At 63.3% G+C, this 19842-nt stretch carries 22 protein-coding genes; 10 read left to right on the top strand and 12 right to left on the bottom strand.

Annotation, left to right across the window (positions count from 1 at the left end):
• Positions 1-89: 89 nt before the first annotated feature.
• On the top strand, positions 90-1010 hold the full coding sequence (locus tag NKH90_RS13405; protein ID WP_352819731.1) for an HNH endonuclease: 921 nt from the start codon (positions 90-92) through the stop codon (positions 1008-1010).
• An 89-nt stretch (positions 1011-1099) separates the two neighbouring features.
• On the opposite strand, the gene NKH90_RS13400 is transcribed toward NKH90_RS13405, so the two are convergent.
• Positions 1100-1996 carry a LysR family transcriptional regulator gene (locus NKH90_RS13400; protein WP_352819729.1) on the bottom strand — a complete coding sequence of 299 codons (897 nt, stop codon included), beginning with the start codon at positions 1994-1996 and terminating at the stop codon, positions 1100-1102.
• Between the two features lie 96 nt (positions 1997-2092).
• Between NKH90_RS13400 and NKH90_RS13395 the strand changes: the two genes are divergently transcribed.
• Together NKH90_RS13395 and NKH90_RS13390 are read left to right on the top strand one after the other, a co-directional pair.
• Positions 2093-3280, top strand: a complete 1188-nt coding sequence (locus NKH90_RS13395; RefSeq protein ID WP_352819727.1) for an MFS transporter — start codon at positions 2093-2095, stop codon at positions 3278-3280.
• Between the two features lie 30 nt (positions 3281-3310).
• Positions 3311-4057, top strand: a complete 747-nt coding sequence (locus NKH90_RS13390; RefSeq protein ID WP_352819725.1) for an SDR family oxidoreductase — start codon at positions 3311-3313, stop codon at positions 4055-4057.
• A gap of 57 nt (positions 4058-4114) precedes the next feature.
• Here NKH90_RS13390 and NKH90_RS13385 read toward each other — a convergent pair whose 3' ends face one another.
• Entirely contained in the window at positions 4115-4642 is a 528-nt protein-coding gene (locus NKH90_RS13385) for a gamma carbonic anhydrase family protein (RefSeq protein ID WP_352766737.1), read from the bottom strand.
• Positions 4643-4660: 18 nt separating this feature from the next.
• Positions 4661-5005: a DUF6949 family protein gene (locus NKH90_RS13380; protein ID WP_254817711.1), complete on the bottom strand. Its 345-nt coding sequence runs from the start codon at positions 5003-5005 to the stop codon at positions 4661-4663.
• A gap of 119 nt (positions 5006-5124) precedes the next feature.
• Here NKH90_RS13380 and NKH90_RS13375 point away from each other — a divergent pair, with 119 nt between their 5' ends.
• Positions 5125-5856 carry a hypothetical protein gene (locus NKH90_RS13375; RefSeq protein ID WP_352819723.1) on the top strand — a complete coding sequence of 244 codons (732 nt, stop codon included), beginning with the start codon at positions 5125-5127 and terminating at the stop codon, positions 5854-5856.
• Positions 5857-6121: 265 nt separating this feature from the next.
• On the opposite strand, the gene NKH90_RS13370 is transcribed toward NKH90_RS13375, so the two are convergent.
• Positions 6122-6325, bottom strand: a complete 204-nt coding sequence (locus tag NKH90_RS13370; protein WP_023674799.1) for a DUF3126 family protein — start codon at positions 6323-6325, stop codon at positions 6122-6124.
• 165 nt (positions 6326-6490) lie between these two features.
• Positions 6491-7339, bottom strand: a complete 849-nt coding sequence (cysE, locus tag NKH90_RS13365) for a serine O-acetyltransferase (RefSeq protein ID WP_023717455.1) — start codon at positions 7337-7339, stop codon at positions 6491-6493.
• Positions 7340-7498: 159 nt separating this feature from the next.
• Here cysE and NKH90_RS13360 point away from each other — a divergent pair, with 159 nt between their 5' ends.
• Positions 7499-8113 (top strand): HD domain-containing protein, encoded by a 615-nt coding sequence (locus NKH90_RS13360; protein WP_352819721.1) that lies wholly within the window; start codon positions 7499-7501, stop codon positions 8111-8113.
• 42 nt (positions 8114-8155) lie between these two features.
• On the opposite strand, the gene NKH90_RS13355 is transcribed toward NKH90_RS13360, so the two are convergent.
• The 4 genes from NKH90_RS13355 to NKH90_RS13340 all read right to left on the bottom strand — a co-directional run bounded on the left by NKH90_RS13355 (position 8156) and on the right by NKH90_RS13340 (position 10610).
• Positions 8156-8497 carry a hypothetical protein gene (locus NKH90_RS13355; RefSeq protein ID WP_352819719.1) on the bottom strand — a complete coding sequence of 114 codons (342 nt, stop codon included), beginning with the start codon at positions 8495-8497 and terminating at the stop codon, positions 8156-8158.
• Positions 8498-8663: 166 nt separating this feature from the next.
• Positions 8664-9431: an alpha/beta fold hydrolase gene (locus NKH90_RS13350; protein ID WP_352472740.1), complete on the bottom strand. Its 768-nt coding sequence runs from the start codon at positions 9429-9431 to the stop codon at positions 8664-8666.
• A gap of 20 nt (positions 9432-9451) precedes the next feature.
• Entirely contained in the window at positions 9452-10015 is a 564-nt protein-coding gene (locus NKH90_RS13345; RefSeq protein ID WP_352458459.1) for a DUF192 domain-containing protein, read from the bottom strand.
• 19 nt (positions 10016-10034) lie between these two features.
• On the bottom strand, positions 10035-10610 hold the full coding sequence (locus NKH90_RS13340) for a cold-shock protein (protein ID WP_352541457.1): 576 nt from the start codon (positions 10608-10610) through the stop codon (positions 10035-10037).
• Between the two features lie 236 nt (positions 10611-10846).
• Between NKH90_RS13340 and gloA the strand changes: the two genes are divergently transcribed.
• Positions 10847-11287 carry a lactoylglutathione lyase gene (gene gloA, locus NKH90_RS13335; protein WP_023674793.1) on the top strand — a complete coding sequence of 147 codons (441 nt, stop codon included), beginning with the start codon at positions 10847-10849 and terminating at the stop codon, positions 11285-11287.
• 78 nt (positions 11288-11365) lie between these two features.
• Positions 11366-11659, top strand: coding sequence for a DUF2218 domain-containing protein (locus NKH90_RS13330; RefSeq protein WP_352472739.1), 294 nt, complete (start codon positions 11366-11368; stop codon positions 11657-11659).
• 8 nt (positions 11660-11667) lie between these two features.
• Here the strand turns inward: NKH90_RS13330 and NKH90_RS13325 are convergent, their stop codons facing one another.
• Both NKH90_RS13325 and ilvA read right to left on the bottom strand, forming a co-directional pair.
• Positions 11668-12240, bottom strand: coding sequence for a DUF1697 domain-containing protein (locus NKH90_RS13325; protein WP_352819716.1), 573 nt, complete (start codon positions 12238-12240; stop codon positions 11668-11670).
• Positions 12237-13493: a threonine ammonia-lyase IlvA gene (gene ilvA / locus NKH90_RS13320; protein ID WP_352472737.1), complete on the bottom strand. Its 1257-nt coding sequence runs from the start codon at positions 13491-13493 to the stop codon at positions 12237-12239. The genes NKH90_RS13325 and ilvA overlap by 4 nt, the downstream gene beginning before the upstream one ends.
• A 126-nt stretch (positions 13494-13619) precedes the next feature.
• Between ilvA and NKH90_RS13315 the strand changes: the two genes are divergently transcribed.
• The 3 genes from NKH90_RS13315 to NKH90_RS13305 all read left to right on the top strand — a co-directional run bounded on the left by NKH90_RS13315 (position 13620) and on the right by NKH90_RS13305 (position 17488).
• Entirely contained in the window at positions 13620-15014 is a 1395-nt protein-coding gene (locus NKH90_RS13315) for a hypothetical protein (RefSeq protein WP_352819714.1), read from the top strand.
• 104 nt (positions 15015-15118) lie between these two features.
• Positions 15119-16192 (top strand): alpha/beta hydrolase, encoded by a 1074-nt coding sequence (locus NKH90_RS13310; protein WP_352451120.1) that lies wholly within the window; start codon positions 15119-15121, stop codon positions 16190-16192.
• 132 nt (positions 16193-16324) lie between these two features.
• Positions 16325-17488 carry an alpha/beta hydrolase gene (locus NKH90_RS13305; RefSeq protein ID WP_352819712.1) on the top strand — a complete coding sequence of 388 codons (1164 nt, stop codon included), beginning with the start codon at positions 16325-16327 and terminating at the stop codon, positions 17486-17488.
• 140 nt (positions 17489-17628) lie between these two features.
• Here NKH90_RS13305 and ade read toward each other — a convergent pair whose 3' ends face one another.
• Positions 17629-19434, bottom strand: a complete 1806-nt coding sequence (gene ade, locus NKH90_RS13300) for an adenine deaminase (RefSeq protein WP_352819710.1) — start codon at positions 19432-19434, stop codon at positions 17629-17631.
• Positions 19435-19842: the final 408 nt, after the last annotated feature.

Here is a 19842-nt window from a genome sequence, read left to right as displayed (position 1 = left end):
AACGGCGCAACATCGCCGTGACGCCTCTGAAACGTGTATGGTGTTGAGATCACCATGCGCAACGCTGCATGATAGTGATGGGGGTCTCAATGGCGGTCACGATCGCGGTAGCTGTAACGGATGGCGACTGGTTCAATCAGTTGCGCCGTCAACCGGAGCTTACTGAAGTCAATTTCTGGTCGCCTTCGCCAAAATCATTCCGAGCTTTGGAACCGGGCGAGTTGTTCCTGTTCAAACTGCATTATCCTATCAACATGATCGTTGGTGGTGGCATCTTCGCTTCGTCGACGATCATGCCGCTGTCACTCGCCTGGGACGCCTTCGGGGTAGCGAATGGCGTGACCGGCCTTGCCGAAATGCGAACTCGCATTCTTCGCTACCGAAAAATGGACCCGGCTACAGCAGGGCCGGTGGAGATCGGTTGCCGAATACTGACACAGCCCTTTTTTCTGCCCGAGAGCCGGTGGTTTCCTCCTCCTGTGTCTTGGGCAAGAAACCTTGTGTCATTTCGAGGATACGGTACAGACGAAGCAGACGGCAGGGCCCTTTGGGAAAGCGTTCAAGATGCGATGGCACCAGCTATTGAATCCACGGGCTTCTCCGAACCCGTACGCTACGGGGAGCCGACGTTGATCCGACCACGGCTTGGTCAGGGAGCATTTCGCCTCGTTGTGACAGACTTGTACGGAAGACGTTGCGCCATAACCAAGGAGCGCACGTTACCAGCTCTGGAAGCAGCACATATTCGCCCTTACGCGGATGGCGGCGAACACTCTGCAAGCAATGGAATCCTCATGCGACGGGACATCCACAGCCTCTTTGATCAGGGTTATGTCACGGTGTCGCAAGACCACCGATTTGAAGTTAGCGGTCGGATCCGAGAGGAATTTGAGAACGGTCGGCACTATTACGAACTGCACGGATCAGAGATCTCACTCCCGGCCAACAAGAGCCAGCAACCGGATGCGGCGGCGCTGCGCTGGCACAATGAGAGCCGATACCTCGGTTAATAAGCATCATACTGACCGACTCGATCGTTAGGCGCGCTGTCTCACGATCGTTTGTGGGATACGAGCTGCCGTTTGCCGTCGAAACGCTGTTACTTGCCCCTGATACGGAACGCGTCGACAAAGGCGGAAAACGCCGGAGAGGGATGGCGCCGGCTTGGATAGTACAGGTGGTAACCCTGGAACGTTGGGCACCATTTGGTCAGGACTTCCTGGAGAAGGCCACTCTCAATATGTGGAAGGACGAGTTCACGCGGTAGATAGGCCAAGCCCACTCCGTCAAGCGCAGCCTGGATCGCCGGCCCCATGTTGTTAAGCGTCAGTTGCCCCTCGACCCGAGCACTGAACTCACGCGCTCCTTCCCGCAATTCCCAGGCATAGACCGATCCTGACGTCGGCAGCCGGTAGTTGATGCAGTTATGGTCGGTCAGTTCCTGCGGCGTCTCCGGCGGTGTCCGGTGGGCGAAGTAATGGGGTGAGCCGACCACAGTGTAGGTCACGTCGGCTCCGATGCGCACGGCTACCATATCCCGGGCAATGGACTCGCCCAGACGCACGCCGGCATCGAACTGGCGCTCGACGATGTTGTTGAAGGCGTTGTCGACCACCAACTCGACATTGATATCGGGGAAGTCGCTCAGGAACTTTGGCAGCCGGGCGCGGAAGACAATGTCGACCGAATCATCGGTACACACCAGGCGAATGTTGCCGGACGGCCTGTCGCGAAGGACGCCGAGAGCGCTGACCTCAGCCGCGATGCCTTCGAAATGCGGTTCGATGCCTTCCTTGAGGCGTTGACCGGCCGCCGTCGGGGCCACGTCGCGCGTGGTGCGAGACAGAAGACGGACGCCAAGCCGCGACTCCAGCGACTTGATGGTGTGGCTAAGGGCCGAAGGAGTGACCCCGAGCTTGGCGGCTGCTCGGGTGAAGCTCCGCGTCCGGGTGATCTCCAGGAACGCGCGCATTTCGGCGAACTCGTCGCGTGGCATTGATGAGCCTCATTCACAACCACATCAAAATTATACCCGCTAGTCGCATTTGGCCAGCCCGACTACTTAGTTCGGGAACGGACAGGAGACTGCCTTATGACCATCGATTTCGTGCTGGACGAGGCCACTGCTGCTGACAGCGGGACGACCCCATGGTCTGCGGTGGTCTGCCTGTCGCTGCTGACCTTCCTTCTGGTCGGACTGGAGTTCCTCCCGGTGAGCCTGCTCACCCCGATCGCTCAGGATCTGGCCGTCTCCGAGGGTCAGGCAGGCCAGGCAATCGCGGTATCCGGATTCTTCGCCGTGGTTACCAGCCTCTTCGGCAACTCGCTGTTGCGAAACGTCGATCGACGGACGGTGGTTCTGGTCTATACGGCAGTGCTGGCCGCATCGAGCCTGGCGGTGGCGCTTGCTCCCAACTTCCTGGTCTTCCTGGCCGGGCGGGCGCTGGTGGGCATCGCGATCGGCGGTTTCTGGTCACTGTCGACGGCCATTCTGGCCCGCCTGGCCGCGGGACCCGACCTGCCCAAGGCCATTGCCTTGCTCCAGGGTGGCACTGCCTTCGCATTGGTGATCGCCGCGCCCGTCGGCAGCTTCCTCGGATCGCTGATCGGATGGCGGGCAACCTTTTTCGTCACTGTCCCCATCGGCCTTGCGGCGCTCGTGTGGCAGTTGGCCGTTCTCCCGAAGATGCCGCCGATAGAGATCGCCTCGGTGTCGAGCATGTTCGGCCTGCTGCGGAATCGCAGATTCGCCATCGGCATGGGCGCGACCGGGCTCGCTTTCATCGGGCAGAACGCGCTCTCGATCTATCTGCGGCCGTTTCTGGAAAACGTGACGGGCCTTGAGGTCAACACCCTCTCACTGGCTCTATTGGGCGTCGGCCTCGGTGGCGTGGCGGGACTGTCGGTTGTCGGCTTCGTACTCCGGCGGCACCTCACAGCCGTGCTGATCGGGCTGCCGAGTGCACTCGCGGTCTTCGCTCTACTGCTGATTGCCTTTGGACCGTTTGCACGCGCCACGGCCGGCCTGCTGGTTCTTTGGGGACTGTTCGCGACCCCGATCCCGGTGGCGTGGAACACCTGGATAACCACGCTCATCCCTGAAGACCTGGAGGCCGGGGGCGGACTCCAGGTTGCCCTGATCCAGTTCGCGATCGCAGGCGGCGCTATTGCAGGAGGCCTGCTGTTCGACGTGGCCGGCTGGTGGAGCGCCTTCCTTCTCGCCGCCGTCCTGCTCACGGGATCGGCCTTGCTCGCCGCCTCGGCCGGCCCCCGCACCTGAACTCTTTCAATTCTTGTCTAGGAGAATCTCATGTCCGGAGGAATCGAGAACAAGGTCGTCGTCATCACCGGTGCCAGCAGTGGCCTCGGTGAAGCGACGGCACGCCATCTTGCCGCACGAGGCGCTTCCGTGGTCCTGGGTGCACGGCGGTCACACTGCATCGACGCCCTTGTCCAGGAACTGACCGCCGCTGGGCACAAAGCCAAGGCCGTTACTACGGACGTCACCGACGCCGGCCAGGTCCAGAACCTGGTGAACACGGCGGTCCGGGAATTCGGCCGCATCGACGTGATGCTCAACAATGCGGGCCTCATGCCGTTGGCCCCGCTCGAACGGCTCAAAGTCGACGAATGGGACCAGATGATCGACGTCAACATCAAGGGCGTCCTTTACGGCATCGCGGCCGCGCTTCCGTACATGAAGGAGCAGCGATCGGGGCACGTTATCAATGTCTCGTCCGTATACGGCCATGTGGTCGACCCGGATGCGGCGGTCTATTGCGCCACCAAGTTCGCGGTGCGTGCGCTATCCGAGGGTCTGCGGAAAGAGGTGAAACCCTACAATGTCCGCACCACGGTGATCTCGCCGGGCGCTGTCAGCACGGAGTTGCTCGAGCATATCAGCGAGAAGGATATCCAGCAGGGGACCAGGGACTTCGTGAGCAAGATCGCCGTGGGGCCAGATACGTTTGCCCGAACGGTCGCCTTCGCGATCAACGAGCCCGACGACGTCGATATCAACGAGATCTTGTTCCGGCCGACCGCCCAGCCGGTTTGACTTGGAAGGGGTTATGCTTCGGTATCTCAAGGCCCGGCTCCGCCATTTCCGGGTCGGCTAGACCTTCTTCAGCCCCGCCCTGAACCGCCTGCCGTTTGCCACATAATGCGCGGCCGAGGCGCGCAGCCTGGCGACTGCGTCCTCGTCGAGCATCCTGACGACGCGCGCGGGCGAGCCGACGATCAGCGAATTGTCGGGAAATTGCTTGCCTTCGGTGACCAGCGCGCCGGCACCGACCAGCGAGTTGTTGCCGATCTTCGCCCCATTCAGCACGATGGCGCCCATGCCGATCAGGCTGTTGTCGCCGATCGTGCATCCGTGCAGCAAGGCACGGTGGCCGATCGTGCAGCCTTGGCCGACGGTCAGCGGAAAGCCGGCGTCGGTGTGCATGATTGTGTGCTCCTGCACGTTTGTGTCGGCGCCGACGACGATCGGCTCGTCGTCGCCGCGGACGACGACACCGAACCAGAAGCCGGCATTGCGGCCGATCCTGATATTGCCGATCAGCGTGGCGTCGGGCGCGATCCAATTGCTGTCGGCGTCCTCGAAGGCGGGCGCTTTTCCGTCAATCGCGTAGATCGGCATTGCTGTCTCCAGATCGTCTCACACCGACAAGCTGCCAGACCCTAGAAGCGAAGCCGCCCAGGACGCAATGGCGATCACCACCATGCCCAGCGCCAGCGCCCAGATGGTCGCCGTACAGCCGCAGGAGATCAGCCCCAGCACCGAGATGCGACGCTCGCGCCAGGCGTCCAGCGCCTCGTTGGCGAACATCAGCGGCCCGGCGCAAGCCGTTGCGGCGAGTGAGCGCAGCATGTGCTTCGACGATACATAAGGCTGGACGAAGGCAAGCCTGCGGCCGGCGATCAGCTCCATCGCCGATCCGGCCAGGCCGCAAGCCGTCAGCCCAGCCATAAAACTGAATATGATTTGTTCGACCGGGCCCATCTTTACCCTCCGTTTACCATGAAATCGCACAGTCGCCCGCAAAGCTGCGAAGCAAGAGCCGTGCCGCGCCGAGATGTGCCGTTCAGGCACACCCGATGGGACGGCAAACGAGGGTCGCGATGAAGCAGACAGCCGCCACTGAGGGCCCGCAACTCAGCGTCGTCGATTCGACGCTGATGAGGCGGGTGTTTTATGCATTCGCGACGCTGGCACTGGTTTCGGTGGCGATCAGCCTCGGCGGCAAATGGTTCGGCCGCTCGATCGCCATGGCCGGGTACACCGACGACACCACGGTCCACAGGGTCGTCATCGGCAACAACGTCATAGCCGTGCCGGCCAATGTCATCCGCTTTGCCCAGGCCCGGCGCGACGGCATCGCCTCGCGACTCGACCTCTATCTGCGCTATCCCGAGATGGACGGCTACAGCGAGGCTGCCCGCAACGACTTCAACCACACCGGACCCAGCAAGGACATCGTCTTCCTGTCGTTCGAGCCGCAGATGATGTCGCGCGACATGAGCGGCCGCTTCGCGCCGATCTACAGCGCGCTGATCGCCAAGCCGGGTACGCCCGGCCCTGGCGGCACCACGCTTTACACCTTCAGCGAAAAATCAGGCTATCTCAACGAAGTGCTGGCGGTCGCCGATCGCCCCGGCGAGGATCCGTTCGTCGCACGCTGCCTGAGCGGCCCGAGCGCGGACGAATCGCTGGCGCCCTGCGAACGCGACATCCTGGTCGGCGACAATCTCAGCCTCACCTACCGCTTCCCCCGGGAATTCCTGGGCGACTGGCAGGGGCTCGACGCGGCGATTTCTGCCGAAGCAGCGCGTGTGCAGAAGACCGGGCGATAAGCAACGAAACGAGCCGTTCCGTAGCGATCCTTCGCGCCCCTCTCTGTCCTACCGGACATCTCCCCCACGAGGGGGGAGATCGGCCGTCATCTTGGCTTTCGCCAATCTCCAATGTTGCAGGAAGAGCGCAGCGCCGAGGCTGCCAATCTCCCCCTTCGTGGGGGAGATGGCCGGCAGGCCAGAGGGGGGCGCTGTCCCACCGGCGTCCTGCAAGGTTCCGTATCGCCGCAGCACTTGAGGCGTAGCGGCCAGCTAAACTCCCAGCTCAGGCCAGATCGATGTCGAGGATCGCCATCGAGAAATTATAGTCCCCATCGTCCTCGTCCTTGAAGACGATGCCGAGGAACTCGTCGCCGACATAGACCTCGGCCGAATCTTCCTTGCGCGGCCGCGCCTTCACTTCGAGTTTAGGGTTCTGGAAGGTGCGCTTGAAATAGGCGTCCAGCTTTCTGATTTCGTCCGGCTTCAACAGTCTTCTCCGATCGTCGGCTTCTTCGTTTGAGCGCGCTTCTGGCACGTCGACAATGGCCATGTAAAGGCAAGCCGGCGAGAGAACACGGGCAATCGCCTCAGGTTTGCGCTGCGGCGCCGACATCGACAGTTGGTCCGACGCGACAAGCCCCTGCCCGAGCACTCAGATGTCGAAGCTGACGACGTGGTCCATCGTCTGCGATGGCAACAGCTGGTCCATCTGCCGCGAAGGCTGGTCGCAGCCGGTCTCGCCGACGACGCGGGCCGGCACGCCGGCAACCGTCTTGTTGTGCGGTACCGGCGACAGCACCACCGAGCCGGCCGCGATCTTCGAGCAATGGCCGATCTCGATGTTGCCGAGGATCTTGGCGCCGGCGCCGATCAGCACGCCGTAGCGGATCTTGGGATGGCGGTCGCCGCCGGCCTTGCCGGTGCCGCCCAGCGTCACGCCGTGCAGGATCGAGACGTCGTCCTCGATCACCGCCGTCTGGCCGACGACGAGACCGGTGGCGTGGTCGAGGAAGATGCCCTTGCCGATGCGGGCAGCCGGATTGATGTCGGTCTGGAACACCGAGGACGACCGGCTCTGCAAATACAGCGCGAAGTCCTGGCGGCCCTGGTTCCACAGCCAATGCGCCAGCCGGTGCGTCTGGATGGCGTGAAAACCCTTGAAGTAGAGCACCGGCATGATGAAGCGGTCGCATGCCGGATCACGGTCGTAATAGGCCTGGATATCGACGCGCACCGTCGTCGACCAGTCCTTGTCGTCGGCCGCCATCGCCTTGAACGTCTGGCGGATGAGGTCGGAGCCGATGTCCTGATGGGCGAGGCGCTCGGCCAGCCGGTGAATGACCGCTTCTTCCAGGTTTTCCTGATTGAGGATGGTCGAATAGAGGAACGCCGCCAGCAGCGGATCGCGGTTGACCGCTTCCATCGCTTCGTCGCGGATCGAACGCCAGATCGGATCTACCGGTTGCACCCTGGTGGGACGGGAAATCGTAACGCTGTTCATCTGATGTCTCCAGCCATCCAATGTCTCGGCCATCCAATGTCTCGGTTGGCGGCTTGCCTATTCTCCGGCCGCACCTATAAGCCAGATCATAGCACGGGTGAACTCAATTTTCCTTAGTGCTTCGTGAAATGGATTTGGTTGGCGGAATTTCAAGCAGCCATGGAAAACGCAACCTTGATGGACGAGACCCTGAAGCGCGAGCTTTCCGCGCTCTATGAGGCCGAAGATCGCCACTACCACGACCTTGGCCACATCGAGGCGATGCTGGCGCTGGCCAATGATTACAAGGCGTTGTTGCATGATCCTGAAGCAGTCGAGGCAGCGATCTGGTTTCACGACGCGATCTACGACAGCCGCGCCAACGACAATGAGGCGAGGAGTGCCGCACTTGCCGAGGAAAAGCTCGCCGGTCGCGCCGATGCACAACGCCTCGGCCACATCGCGGCGATGATCACCGCCACCGCCGGCCACGAATTGCCGCCCCTTGGCGACCAGCATTCGGTTCGCGACGCGGCGCTGTTCCTCGACATGGACCTGGCGATCCTGGGTGCTGCGCCCGAGGCGTTCGACGCTTATGAACAGGCGGTCCGCCGCGAATATCAGTGGGTCGATGAGCCGATGTGGCGGGCCGGCCGTGCCGCAGTGCTAGAGGGCTTCCTCGCGCGTCCGCATATCTTCCACAGCGAGGAATTCCGCCGGCGCTTCGAAACCCAGGCCCGGCATAACATGGCGCGCTCGCTCAGGGCGCTGGGGCACAGCCCGCGCCGATCGTAGCCCGACGCGTAGGCCACTTGCGTCCGGAAGATTTGCCCGAAATCACGTAAACGCGCCTATGGTCGATGCCATGGCCCACAGCATGAACACCCCGGCGGCAAGCGACGCGCCGTTGACCACGATGCCAGCCAGGCCGAGCAAACGATTGTCGTTTGGACGACCCAGCGCCATCAGCCCGAAGACCGCGCCGGTAAGATGCGCCGATGGCCCGACCAGGAAAAATACCGCCATAAAAAAGCCTGTCACACTGTGCTGGATAAGCACGGACGCGTCGCTCGGCATTGCCATCAACGCGGTGATCGCCATCGCGCCTGCCACCAATGCAGCCAGCGCTAGAACAACGGACCATTCGCCGAACCTGCTTTTCGCAACGACGCCCAGCAAAGCGGCGTCGCTTCTTCCCCATTGTGCCATCGTACCCCCTGCCCCTCGTTCAGCGCGTGGCGGGTTTGAACCGATCCACGCGTCACGCTTAGTTACTCCCGTATCGTTGCAAAACCGCTAAGAACCCCAGCTTCAGGCCCAATGGCCGCTTTTGGGCAGCCATCCATCAAAACCGATGCTCGGCATAAAACTCCAGCACGCGCTGCTTGAAGGTCTTGTCGCCGACCGCCAGCATATGGTCGCGGCCTTCGATGTGAAAAGCCCTGGCGTTCGGCATCAGGGCGGCGAGTTCATCCGGCGAGCCGCCGATGTCGTCCTTGGTTCCCACCGCAATCAAGGTCGGCTGGGCAATGCGGGCAATGTCGGCCTCGCTCAGCAATTCGCGCGAGGTGGCGATGCAGGCGGCGAGCGCGCGGCGATCGCTGCGGGTCTGATCGGCGAAGGCGCGGAACGAGCGGCCGCGCGGATCGCTGGTGCCTGACGGATCGTCGGCCAGAAGGGCGTTGGCTATCGGATCCCAATCGCCGACGCCGTCGACCATGCCGATGCCGAGACCGCCGAAGACCAGCGTCGCCACCTTATCCGGGTCGGAGAGCGCCAGGAAGGCCGATATGCGCGCGCCCATCGAGTAACCCATGACATGAGCGCGTTCGATGCCGAGATGGTTCAAAAGCGCTGCCGCGTCCGACGCCATTTTTGCCGGCGTGTAGTCAGCTTCGTCATAGCTCTTCGACGACGAGCCATGGCCGCGATTATCGAAGGCGATCGCACGATAGCCGGCGTCGTTCAGCGTCTTGAACCAGCCGGGTGACACCCAGTTGACGTAATGGCTCGAGGCAAAGCCGTGGATCATCAGCACCGGATCGCCCTGCCCCGATGCCGGCTGGCGGTCAAGGAAAGCAAGGTCGAAACCGTCATGTGAGAAGAACTGCATCGGCTGAAGATCCTGCCCGCTCAGTCGGAATCGACACTCGGCGCATCGCCCTTGTCGGGCGGCGGCATGGCCGGCCCCGGCGCCGTGCCGATGGCCGGATGGCGCAGCAGGTCGCCGTCCTTAATGCCCTTTTTGGCGGCCGTGCCCGCCTTGAGCTCGAGCACGAAGCGCACCGGTTCGTCCGGCGAGATGATCGCCTCCGACTGCGGCTCGCCTTGCTCGATCGCCCGGATCCGGCCGTCCTGTCCGACGAAGATCAGGTCGAGCGGCATCGGCGTGTTCTTCATCCAGAAACTCACATCCTGCGGCGCGCCGAACACGAACAGCATGCCGTGATTGTCGGCCATGTGCCGGCGGAACATCAGCCCGGCTTCGCGCTCGGCGGGCGTGTCGGCGATTTCCACGGAAAAAGAACGCTCGCCGGCCTTCGTCACCGCGACCAGCGGCGCCGGGTCGACGGGAAGGATCATCGCCTTGCCGTCGGCGGAACTCGGTTGCTGAAAATAGAAGAACGCACTTGCGGCGACGATGAGGAAAATCCCGGCGCAGAGCGCGCCCGCCGTCAGCCGGTTGCTGTGAGCCATATGAAATCCTCGGCCGGAACTAATGCGAGACCGGCAAGGTACCCATATCGGGGTGAATTTCGGCAGCCATAAGGCCTTTGTCGCCGCGTCCGAAGCGGACCAGCACCACCTGGCCCGGCCGGAGTTCGGTGATGCCGTAGCGGCGCAGCGTCTCCATGTGGACGAAAATGTCCTCGGTGCCCTCGCCCCGGGTCAGAAAGCCGAACCCCTTGGTGCGGTTGAACCATTTGACCAGCGCCCGTTCGAGGCCGCTTTCCGGCGTCACCGCGACATGGGTGCGCTGCTCCTGCAGCTCCGCCGGATGCACCGCCGTGGTGACATCCATCGAGAGCACGCGGAAGGCCTGCAACCCGCGCTCGCCCTGCTTGACCAGGCAGACGACACGGGCGCCTTCCAGGGCGGTCTGAAAACCGTCCTTTCGAAGGCATGTCACATGGAGGAGGATGTCGCCCGAAGTACCATCATCGGGAAGGATGAAACCGTAGCCCTTGGCCACGTCGAACCATTTGATGGCGCCGGCGATTTCGATGAGATCGGCCGTATCGGCGCTCTCATCCCGCTTCAACGCATCGTTACCGGCCCCGTCCCGCCCCATGAAAGAGGCCTTTTCCCCCATAAGAACGCCCCCTTTTTTCAACAAACACCGCAACTGATTCTTGGTATCAGATTAACACCGCGGCTTCCGGTGTGTGCAAGACCTGACGTGCCTTTTTTCACGGTTCCGTACAGGAATAGCGGATTTGCCGTTTGCCGGCGCCGGCAAGCGTGGCCAATTGCCCTTTGGCCGGGCCGCCCCTATGTTGCGCCGCAACGCAACATAAGGAGGAAATCATGCGCTATCTGCACACCATGGTCCGTGTCGCCGACATCGATGCTTCGCTCGATTTCTACTGCAACAAGCTTGGCCTCAAGGAAGTGCGCCGCCATGAAAACGAGCAAGGCCGCTACACGCTGATCTTCCTCGCCGCCCCCGAAGACGAGCAAAGCGGCATCAGCGAGAAAGCGCCGCTGGTCGAGCTGACCTACAATTGGGACCCGGAAGACTACAAGGGCGGCCGCAATTTCGGCCATCTCGCCTATGAGGTCGACGACATCTACGCCACCTGTCAGCGGCTGATGGACAATGGCGTTACCATCAACCGGCCGCCGCGCGACGGCAACATGGCGTTCGTCAAATCGCCGGACGGCATCTCGATCGAGCTGTTGCAGAAAGGTCCGGCCAAGCCGAAGGCCGAGCCGTGGGCGTCGATGCCGAACACCGGCAGCTGGTAACCGATCACGCCATCTTGAACGGACGCAGGCGGGCCCTGGTTCGGTTTTCGCGTCCGCATTCCCAAGGAGAATTCATTCATGCCGGCCAGCCATGTCGACGTCGCCACCGAACATGCCAGCCGCTATCTGCAGCAGCTGTGCAAACATTGGGCGCACAAGTTTCCCGTCGAATTCGACCCGAACCACGGCACCATCGATCTGACGCTCGGCCGCACGGTTCTCGATGCCGACCCGGCTGCGCTGCACATTGCAGTGACGACCGATGAAGCCGGCTCGCTCGAGCGCCTGGAAACGGTCGTCGCCGAGCACATCAAGCGCTTCGCCTTCCGTGAAGAGCTGGCATTCGACTGGAAACGCGCTCCGACCGCGTAGACGACCTGTCAACCGCCGGCCTTGGCCATGTCCAGCAGCATCAGCACGGTGCGCCAATTGCGCGCCGTGCCCGGCACCTTCAGAACGCGCGGAATTTGATTGGCAAACACGGATTTGCCGAGCCCGTCAGGCGCATGCAGGTAGAGCACGTCGCCCTTGATCTCGAAGCGTTCTGGCCCGGTGCATTTTTCCGCCAGCCGGGCGACCTCCTCGGCGGTCGGCCGGCGCTCCAGCGCATAGGCATGCAGCTTGGTCGGCTCGCCGGCCACTTCCGGATAGGGATTGTCCGCCGCCAGCCGCTCGAGCCAGCCGATATCGCGCACCATGATGCGTGAATGGAACCCCCATTTCTTCTCGAATTCCGCTTCCAACCGCTTGGTCAGCGTCGCCGCATCGCCATCTGGCGACCGGAACACGGCGTTGCCGCTCTGCACATAGGTGGCGACATCGGAGAAGCCGAGCTGCTCCAAAAATGACCTGAGTTCCGCCATCTTGACAATGCGGTTGCCGCCGACATTGATGCCGGACAACAGCGCGATAAAAACGTTCGCCGGAGCGCTCGGAAGATCGTTGCTGCTCATATGATGAACCCGGCGAGCGTCTCGTTGTCTGTGATGTCCTGGTAATGGACGCTCTCGGCGTCGAAATTTGCCTTGAGCAGGTCGAAATTGCGGCGGTCCTTGGTTTCGATGCCGATCAGCACCGAACCGAAATTGCGCGCCGATTTCTTCAGATATTCGAAGCGGGCGATGTCGTCGTCGGGACCCAGCAATTCGAGGAAATCGCGCAGCGCGCCGGGCCGTTGCGGAAAGCGGATGATGAAGTATTTCTTCAAGCCCTCGAAGCGCAGCGCCCGTTCCTTCACATCCGGCAGCCGCTCGAAATCGAAATTGCCGCCCGACACCACGGCGACGATGGTCTTGCCCCTGATTTCCTTCCTGGAAAAATCCTTGAGCGCATCGATCGCCAGCGCGCCGGCCGGCTCGAGCACGACGCCTTCGACATTGAGCATTTCGATCATGGTTGCGCAGAGCCGGTTTTCCGGGATCAGCCGCACGGTGTCGGCGGCAAACTCCTTCAGGTGGCGCAACGGCTCGCGGCCGATCTCGGCCACTGCTGCGCCGTCGACGAAATTGTCGACCTTGGCGAGCTTGATCCGCTTTCCGGCGGCGAGGCTCTCGCTCAAACTCGGGGCGCCGGCCGGCTCGCAAAAGACGAAGCGCGTTTCGCGGTGCTGGTCGGCGAAATAATGGGTGACACCGGCGGCCAGGCCGCCGCCGCCGACCGGCAGCATGACGATATCAGCCATGCGCGCGCCGGGCATCTGGCCTGATATCTCATAGGCGACGGTCGCCTGCCCTTCGATGATGTCCTTATGGTCGAACGGCGGCACCATGTGGGCGCCGGCAGTTTCGGTGAATTCAAGTGCCGCGCGGTAGCAGTCGTCGAAGAAATCGCCGACCAGCCTGATCTCGACGAACGCGCCGCCGAACAGCCGCGTCTTGTCGATCTTCTGCTGCGGCGTCGTCACCGGCATGAAGACGACGCCCTTCTTGCCGAAATGGCGGCAGACGAAGGCAAAGCCCTGCGCATGATTGCCGGCCGAGGCGCAGACAAACAGCTCGGCAGCGTTGCCGGCGGCGAGCGTCTTGCGGAAGAAGTTGAAGGCGCCCCGGATCTTGTAGGAGCGCACCGGCGTCAGGTCCTCGCGCTTCAGCAGCACCCGCGCGCCGGTCTTCTTCGACAGATAGTCGTTTTCCTGCAGCGGCGTCTCCGGAAAGATCTCGCGGATCGCGGCAGCGGCGGCAGCGACGCGAGAAGAGAAACTGGTCATGGCTGGAGCACCCCACAGGCTAGGCGAATTCGGTCCCGCTATTGCATATCCGGCCTCGCGAAGCCATTGTCCGGCCACCCGAAAGGGTGTTCCCAAAACCTCGTTGGCCGTTAGGAGCGTGTGTTCATGCCTGTCGCATCGGTGGCCCGGAAAACCGTGTCGCTGCCGGAGTTCGGCGAGCCGACGGTGATGCCACTGGTTACGCGCGCCACCTACGAGGCCCGTATAGCGGCACTGGTCGCGCGCGGCGGGTTCGATGCCTTCGTCGTCTATGGCGACCGCGAACATGCGGCCAATGTCGCCTACCTCTGCGGCTACGATCCTCGCTTCGAGGAGACGCTGCTGGTCATCGTTCCCGGTAAGCCGCCGAAACTGCTGGTCGGCAATGAGGGCTGGGGCTATGCCGAGATCTGCGACGGGCCTTACGAGCGCGTGCTCTACCAGACGTTCTCGCTGCCGGCGCAGCCGCGCGACCGCTCGCAAGCGCTGGCCGACATCCTCGTCGGTTGCGGCCTGAAAGCCGGCCAGCGCATCGGCGCCATCGGCTGGAAGCCGTTCGGCCCCGGCGATGCGGGTTTTGGCGAAACGACGCTCGACCTGCCGTCCTTCATCGCCGACACGTTGCGCAGCCTTGCCGGCGATAGGGGCGTGATCGTCAACGCGGCGAACCTGTTGATGAACCCTGCCGACGGCCTGCGCGCCATCAACGAGGCCGACCAACTGGCCGCGTTCGAATTCGCCGCGACCTATTCCTCGCAAGGCCTGCGCAATGTCCTGCAAGGCATCGAACCCGGCATGACCGAATTGCAGGCGGCGCGGCTGATGGGCATCAACGGCCTGCCGCAATGCTGCCACCCGATGCTGTCGGCCGGCGGGCGGGCGGCCTATGGCCTGCCGAGCCCGCGTCTTGACGTCATCAAGCGCGGCGACCCGATCACCATGGCCTATGGCATCCAGGGCTCGCTCAATGCCCGCGCCGGTTTTCTGGTCGAGGACGCGGCCGAGCTTCCGAGGGGCATCCAGGACTATGTCGAGAAGCTGGTTGCGCCCTATTTCTGCGCCGTCGTCGACTGGTACGAGACGGTCGGCATCGGCGTTCCCGGCGGCGCGTTGTGGCAAGCTGTGCATGAGCGCATCGGCGATCGGTTCTTCGGCGTAGCGCTCAACCCCGGCCATCTCATCCATATCGACGAATGGATGCATTCGCCGGTATTTTCCGGCTCCGACATCAGATTGAAGTCGGGCATGGCCTTGCAGGTCGACATCATCCCGGCGACCGGCACCGATTATTTCACCACAAACATCGAGGACGGCATCGCGCTGGCCGACGAGGCGCTGCGCGAAGAGATCGCGGCGCGCTTTCCCGAGGCCTGGCGCCGCATCGAGGCGCGCCACGCCTTCATGACCGACGTGCTCGGCATAAGGCTGAAGCCGGAAGTGCTGCCCTTTTCCAACATTCCGGCGTTCCTGCCGCCGTTCTGGCTTTCGCGCAACAGTGCGATGGCAGTCGCGGGGCGCTGAGCGCATTTCGGGCGCCTGCGACTTACTTCTGCCGCACTTCGCCTGTCCGGGAGGTGCGGCGGAGGTGGATGGGCCTTTGGTCAGGCCGGAGTGGAATTGCTTAAGTGCCCTTGAAGACGATTTGCATCATTGTCCTTGCCGCGCTGCTCGCCGGCTGCGGCGGCCGCCAAACCGAGGAACTGCTCGGCAGCGCCATGATGGCGGTGCCGGTGACGGAAATCGCCGGCAATCACTCGATCTTCATCGCCACGACGCGCAAGCGCTCCGACGATCCCAACAAGGTCTTCGACGGCGAGCGTTCGGCGACGCTGAACTATGCCCGCGTCAACGTCACCGTCCCCGGCATCCACAAGACAGGCCAGATCGAGCGGCGCTCACGCGGCAAGTCGGACGATCCGGCCAAATACTTCATGGCTTCCGAGGTCGTCGGCTACGACACCCAGCCGAAATTCTCCAGCGCCCTCAGCGCCGACATCGCGGCGCGCGGCGGCCGTGTCATGGTCTTCGTCCACGGCTACAACACCGGCTTCGACGACGCCGTCTACCGCGTCACCCAGATCACCCATGACTCCGGCTATCCGGGCACGCCGGTGCTGTTTTCCTGGGCGTCGGGCGCCAAGACCACCGACTACGTCTACGACAAAGAAAGCGCCAGCGTTGCCCGCGACCAGCTGGAAGTGACGCTGAGAATGCTGGCGCAGACCGGCGCGCGGCGCATCGACATCGTCGCCCATTCGCTGGGGACCTGGGTTACCATGGAGGCGTTGCGCCAGCTCGCCATCACCGGCGACCGTGATCTGGGCGGCAAGCTCGGCGACGTCGTGCTGGCCTCGCCCGACATCGACGTTGACGTGTTCAAGAGCCAGATGCGCCGCTACGGCAAGCCGGACAAGCCGTTCATCCTGCTGCTCTCCGACGACGACCGGGCGCTGCGGCTCTCCGGCCTGATCGCCGGTGCGCGGCCGCGCGTTGGCGACTACAAGAACGCCGCCGACCTCGCCAGCTATGGCGTGTCGGTCGTCGATCTCTCCAGCGTCAAGGGAACCGACCGCTTCAACCACACCAAATTCGCCGATAATCCGGAATTGGTGCAGTTGATCGGCCAGAAGCTGCGCGAGGATGACGGGTTTGCCAGCGACCGCGAAGTGACAGACCGCATCGCCTCGGTCGGACAATAGCTGCATTGCGCGGCAGCGACCGTTGACCATTGCCGCACAATCGGAACAGTTTGAACTGGACCGTGCCGGCCTCTGCCTCTATCGAATAGGCCAAGACGTCTCCGGCTCGACGTCGCCTTTGCGGGAGCCCGCGTGATCGTGCCTTCGAAGATCTTTCTCGTCGCTGCGTTCGCGCTCGCGGTTACCGGCTGCGCCGGCCAGAACACGCACGATCTGCTCAACAAGACGACGATCATCGTGCCTGCTTCGGACATTGCGGCGACGCACAAGATCTTCGTCGCCACAACCCGGCAAAAGGCAATGAAAGAGCCCCGGCAGGTGTTCGACGGCGACCGTTCGCCGACCACCAGCTTTGCCAGCGTCGAGGTGACGGTGCCCAAAATCCACCAGCTCGGCGCCATCGAGCGGGTCAAGGGCTCGGCCAACAGCAATCCGGCGAAGGATTTCACGGCGACCGGCGTCACCTTCTACGAAGGCGCCCCGCAATTCGCCAAGGCGGTCGGCGCCGACATCGCCATGCGCGGCGACCGCGCGCTGGTTTTCGTGCACGGCTTCAACAACGGCTTCGATGACGGTATCTACCGGCTGACGCAGATCGCGCACGACACGAAATACCCAGGCACGCCGGTGCTGTTTTCGTGGGCGTCGAGCGGCAAGACGACCGGCTACATCTACGACAAGGAAAGCGCCAATGCGGCGCGCGACGATCTCGAAGCGACGCTGCGCATGCTCGCCAGGAGCCGCGCCAAGAGCATCGACATCATTGCCCATTCGATGGGGACCTGGGTGACCATGGAAGCGTTGCGCCAGCTTGCCATCACCGGCGACCGCGACCTCGGCGGCAAGCTCGGCTACGTCATCCTGGCCTCGCCCGATATCGACGTCGACGTGTTCAAGAAGCAGATGATCCGCTACGGCAAGCCCGACAAGCCGTTCGCCGTGCTGCTTTCGGGCGACGACCGGGCGCTCAGGCTGTCGACCCTGATCTCCGGCGACAAGCCACGCGTCGGCGACTATGGCGACGCGGCCGACCTCGCCAGCTATGGCGTCTCGGTGGTCGACCTGACCAAGACCAAGGGCGGCGACCGGCTGAACCACGCCAAATTCGCCGACAACCCGTTCCTGGTGCAGCTGCTCGGCGACCGCCTGCGCGCCCCGGCCGGCCTCGCCTCCGAAGAGACCGCGCCGGCCCAGCTCGACAATCTCGGCCAGGGCCTCGGCAAGGCCGTCGGCTCGGTCGCCGAAATCGTCATCACCACGCCGTTCAAAGTGCTGACCATCGCCACCGGCGGGTGAGCCGACCTCTGCTGCCAAACGCGCCGGTGATTGGCAGCTGTCAACAAAAACGCTCTGCAGCGATCCTTCGCGCCCCCCTCTGTCCTGCCGGACAGAGGGGGCGCTGTCCGGGCGCTGTCCCTCCAGGGTTCAGTGATTCTTCAAACGAACAAATCAACCTTCTGAAAAGTTGTCACGTCGATCAGGCCGACGTCGGAAATTCTGAGCTCGGGGATGACGACCAGCGCCAGCAGCGAGTGCTGCATGTAGGCGTTGTTCAGCGAGCAGCCCATCTGCCGCATTGCATCGCTGAGTTTGTCGGCCTTGGCGGCGACGATTTCGGCGCGCTCGTCCGACATCAGCCCGGCGATCCGCATTTCGACCAGCGCCAGCTCCTTGCCGTTGGAAAACAGCACGACGCCGCCGCCGACCTCGCCCAGCCGGTTCACGGCCAGAGCCATATCCTGCTTGTTGGTGCCGACGACGATGATGTGGTGGGCATCGTGGGCCACGCTCGACGCCATGGCGCAGTCGCCGATATAGCCGAAGCCGGAGACGAAGGCGTTGGTGACGCCGCCGGTGCCCTTGTGGCGTTCGACCAGCGCGATCTGGCAGACATCGTTGCGGCGGTCCATGGCGACCAGCCCGTCCTCGACGGCAAGATCGGCCTCCAGCGCCCGCGTCGGCGCCTGGTTCTCGATGACGCCGATGACGCGTACCCGCACCTCGTTGGCGCCCAGGGGTGCGGCGATATCGAAATCGCCGGGCTTGAGCTTCCTGCCGAGCTTGACGGTGTTCTTCGCCGTCTTCGGATAGTCGTAGGCTGGAATGTCGATTTCGAGCTTGCCGCCCTTGGCCAGCCTGACGCCGCGGCCATAGACCTCGTCGATGGTCATTTCGGCGAGGTCGGAGACGATCAGCAGATCGGCGAGCCGTCCCGGCGCGATCGAGCCGATCTCGCGCTCCAGCCGGAAATGCTGGGCGGTGTTGAGCGTCGCCATCTGGATCGCCGTCACCGGCTTCAAGCCCTGGCTGATGGCGTGGCGCACGACCCGGTCCATATGGCCTTCGTGCACCAGCGTGCCGGAATGGCTGTCGTCGGTGCACAGGATGAAGTTGCGCGGGTCGAGCCCGCTCTCCGTCACCGCCTTGATCTGCGAGGCCACGTCGTACCAGGCCGAGCCCAGCCGCAGCATCGCCTTCATGCCCTGGCGGACGCGGGCGATGGCGTCCTCGGCGCGCGTGCCTTCGTGATCGTCCTCGGGGCCGCCGGCGACATAGCCGTGGAACGGCAGGCCGAGATCGCGCGAGGCATAATGCCCGCCGACGGTCTTGCCGGCCCTCACCGTCGCGGCGATCTCGCCCGACATCACCGGATCGTTGGCGGCGACGCCGGGAAAATTCATCACCTCGCCGAGCCCGATGATGTTCTCCCAGCTCATCGCTTCGGCAACGTCGGCGACGGTCAGCTCGGCGCCGGCATGCTCCAGCCCCGGTGCCGAAGGCACGCAGGACGGCATCTGCACAAGCACGTTGACCGGCATGGCAACGGCCTCGTCATGCATCAGCCGCACGCCCGGCAGGCCGAGCACGTTGGCGATCTCATGCGGATCGATGAACATCGAGGTGGTGCCGTGCGGGATCACCGCGCGGCAGAATTCCGTCACCGTCACCATGCCGCTCTCGACATGCATATGCGCGTCGCAAAGCCCCGGCACCAGATAGCGGCCGCCGGCATCGACCACCTTGGTGCCCTGGCCGATGGCATGGCCGGCGTTCGGCCCGCAATAGGCAAAGCGGCCGCCGGCAATGGCGATGTCGGTGCCGGCGATGATCTCGCCCGAATGGACGTTGACCCAGCGCCCGTTGCGGATGACGAGATCGGCGGGCTTGCGGCCCATGGCGACATCGACCAGATGCGTCGCCATCTCGGCCCAGGGTTTTGGTTTCGTCGCATTCTTCGGCATCAACAGGCTCCTCTTTGCCCGACTGTGCCAAGCCGCGAGGATTTTGACCAGCGAGGAAGTAAGCGCCGGTGGCGAAACTGCCGATCTCCCCCCAAGTGGGACCCAGCGGGGGAGATGTCGCCGAAGGCGACAGAGGGGGTCGGGCGCCGACCTCTCAAGACCTGGGTTCCTCGCCCACCGCGAAGCGGGGGAGAGGTGGCCGCGAAGCGGCCGGAGAGGGGGCCTTTCATAGAGCGCGGTCCCCCTCTCCGTCTCGGCTGCGCCGAGCCACCTCTCCCCCACTTTCGTGGGGGCGAGGAACCCAAGCTGAAATGAAGCGGCGATTCAACGCTGACAGGCAACTTTGTTCTTGCTTTGTGCCGGCAGCTATGCTACTAATTTGGGTATGGTGCCAATTGGCTCCAACGA

The organism is Mesorhizobium sp. M0898 (assembly GCF_040319695.1).
Taxonomy (GTDB): domain Bacteria; phylum Pseudomonadota; class Alphaproteobacteria; order Rhizobiales; family Rhizobiaceae; genus Mesorhizobium.
The sequence above is the reverse complement of the archived record's forward strand: the minus strand, read 5'-3'. Positions and strand labels throughout refer to the sequence as shown.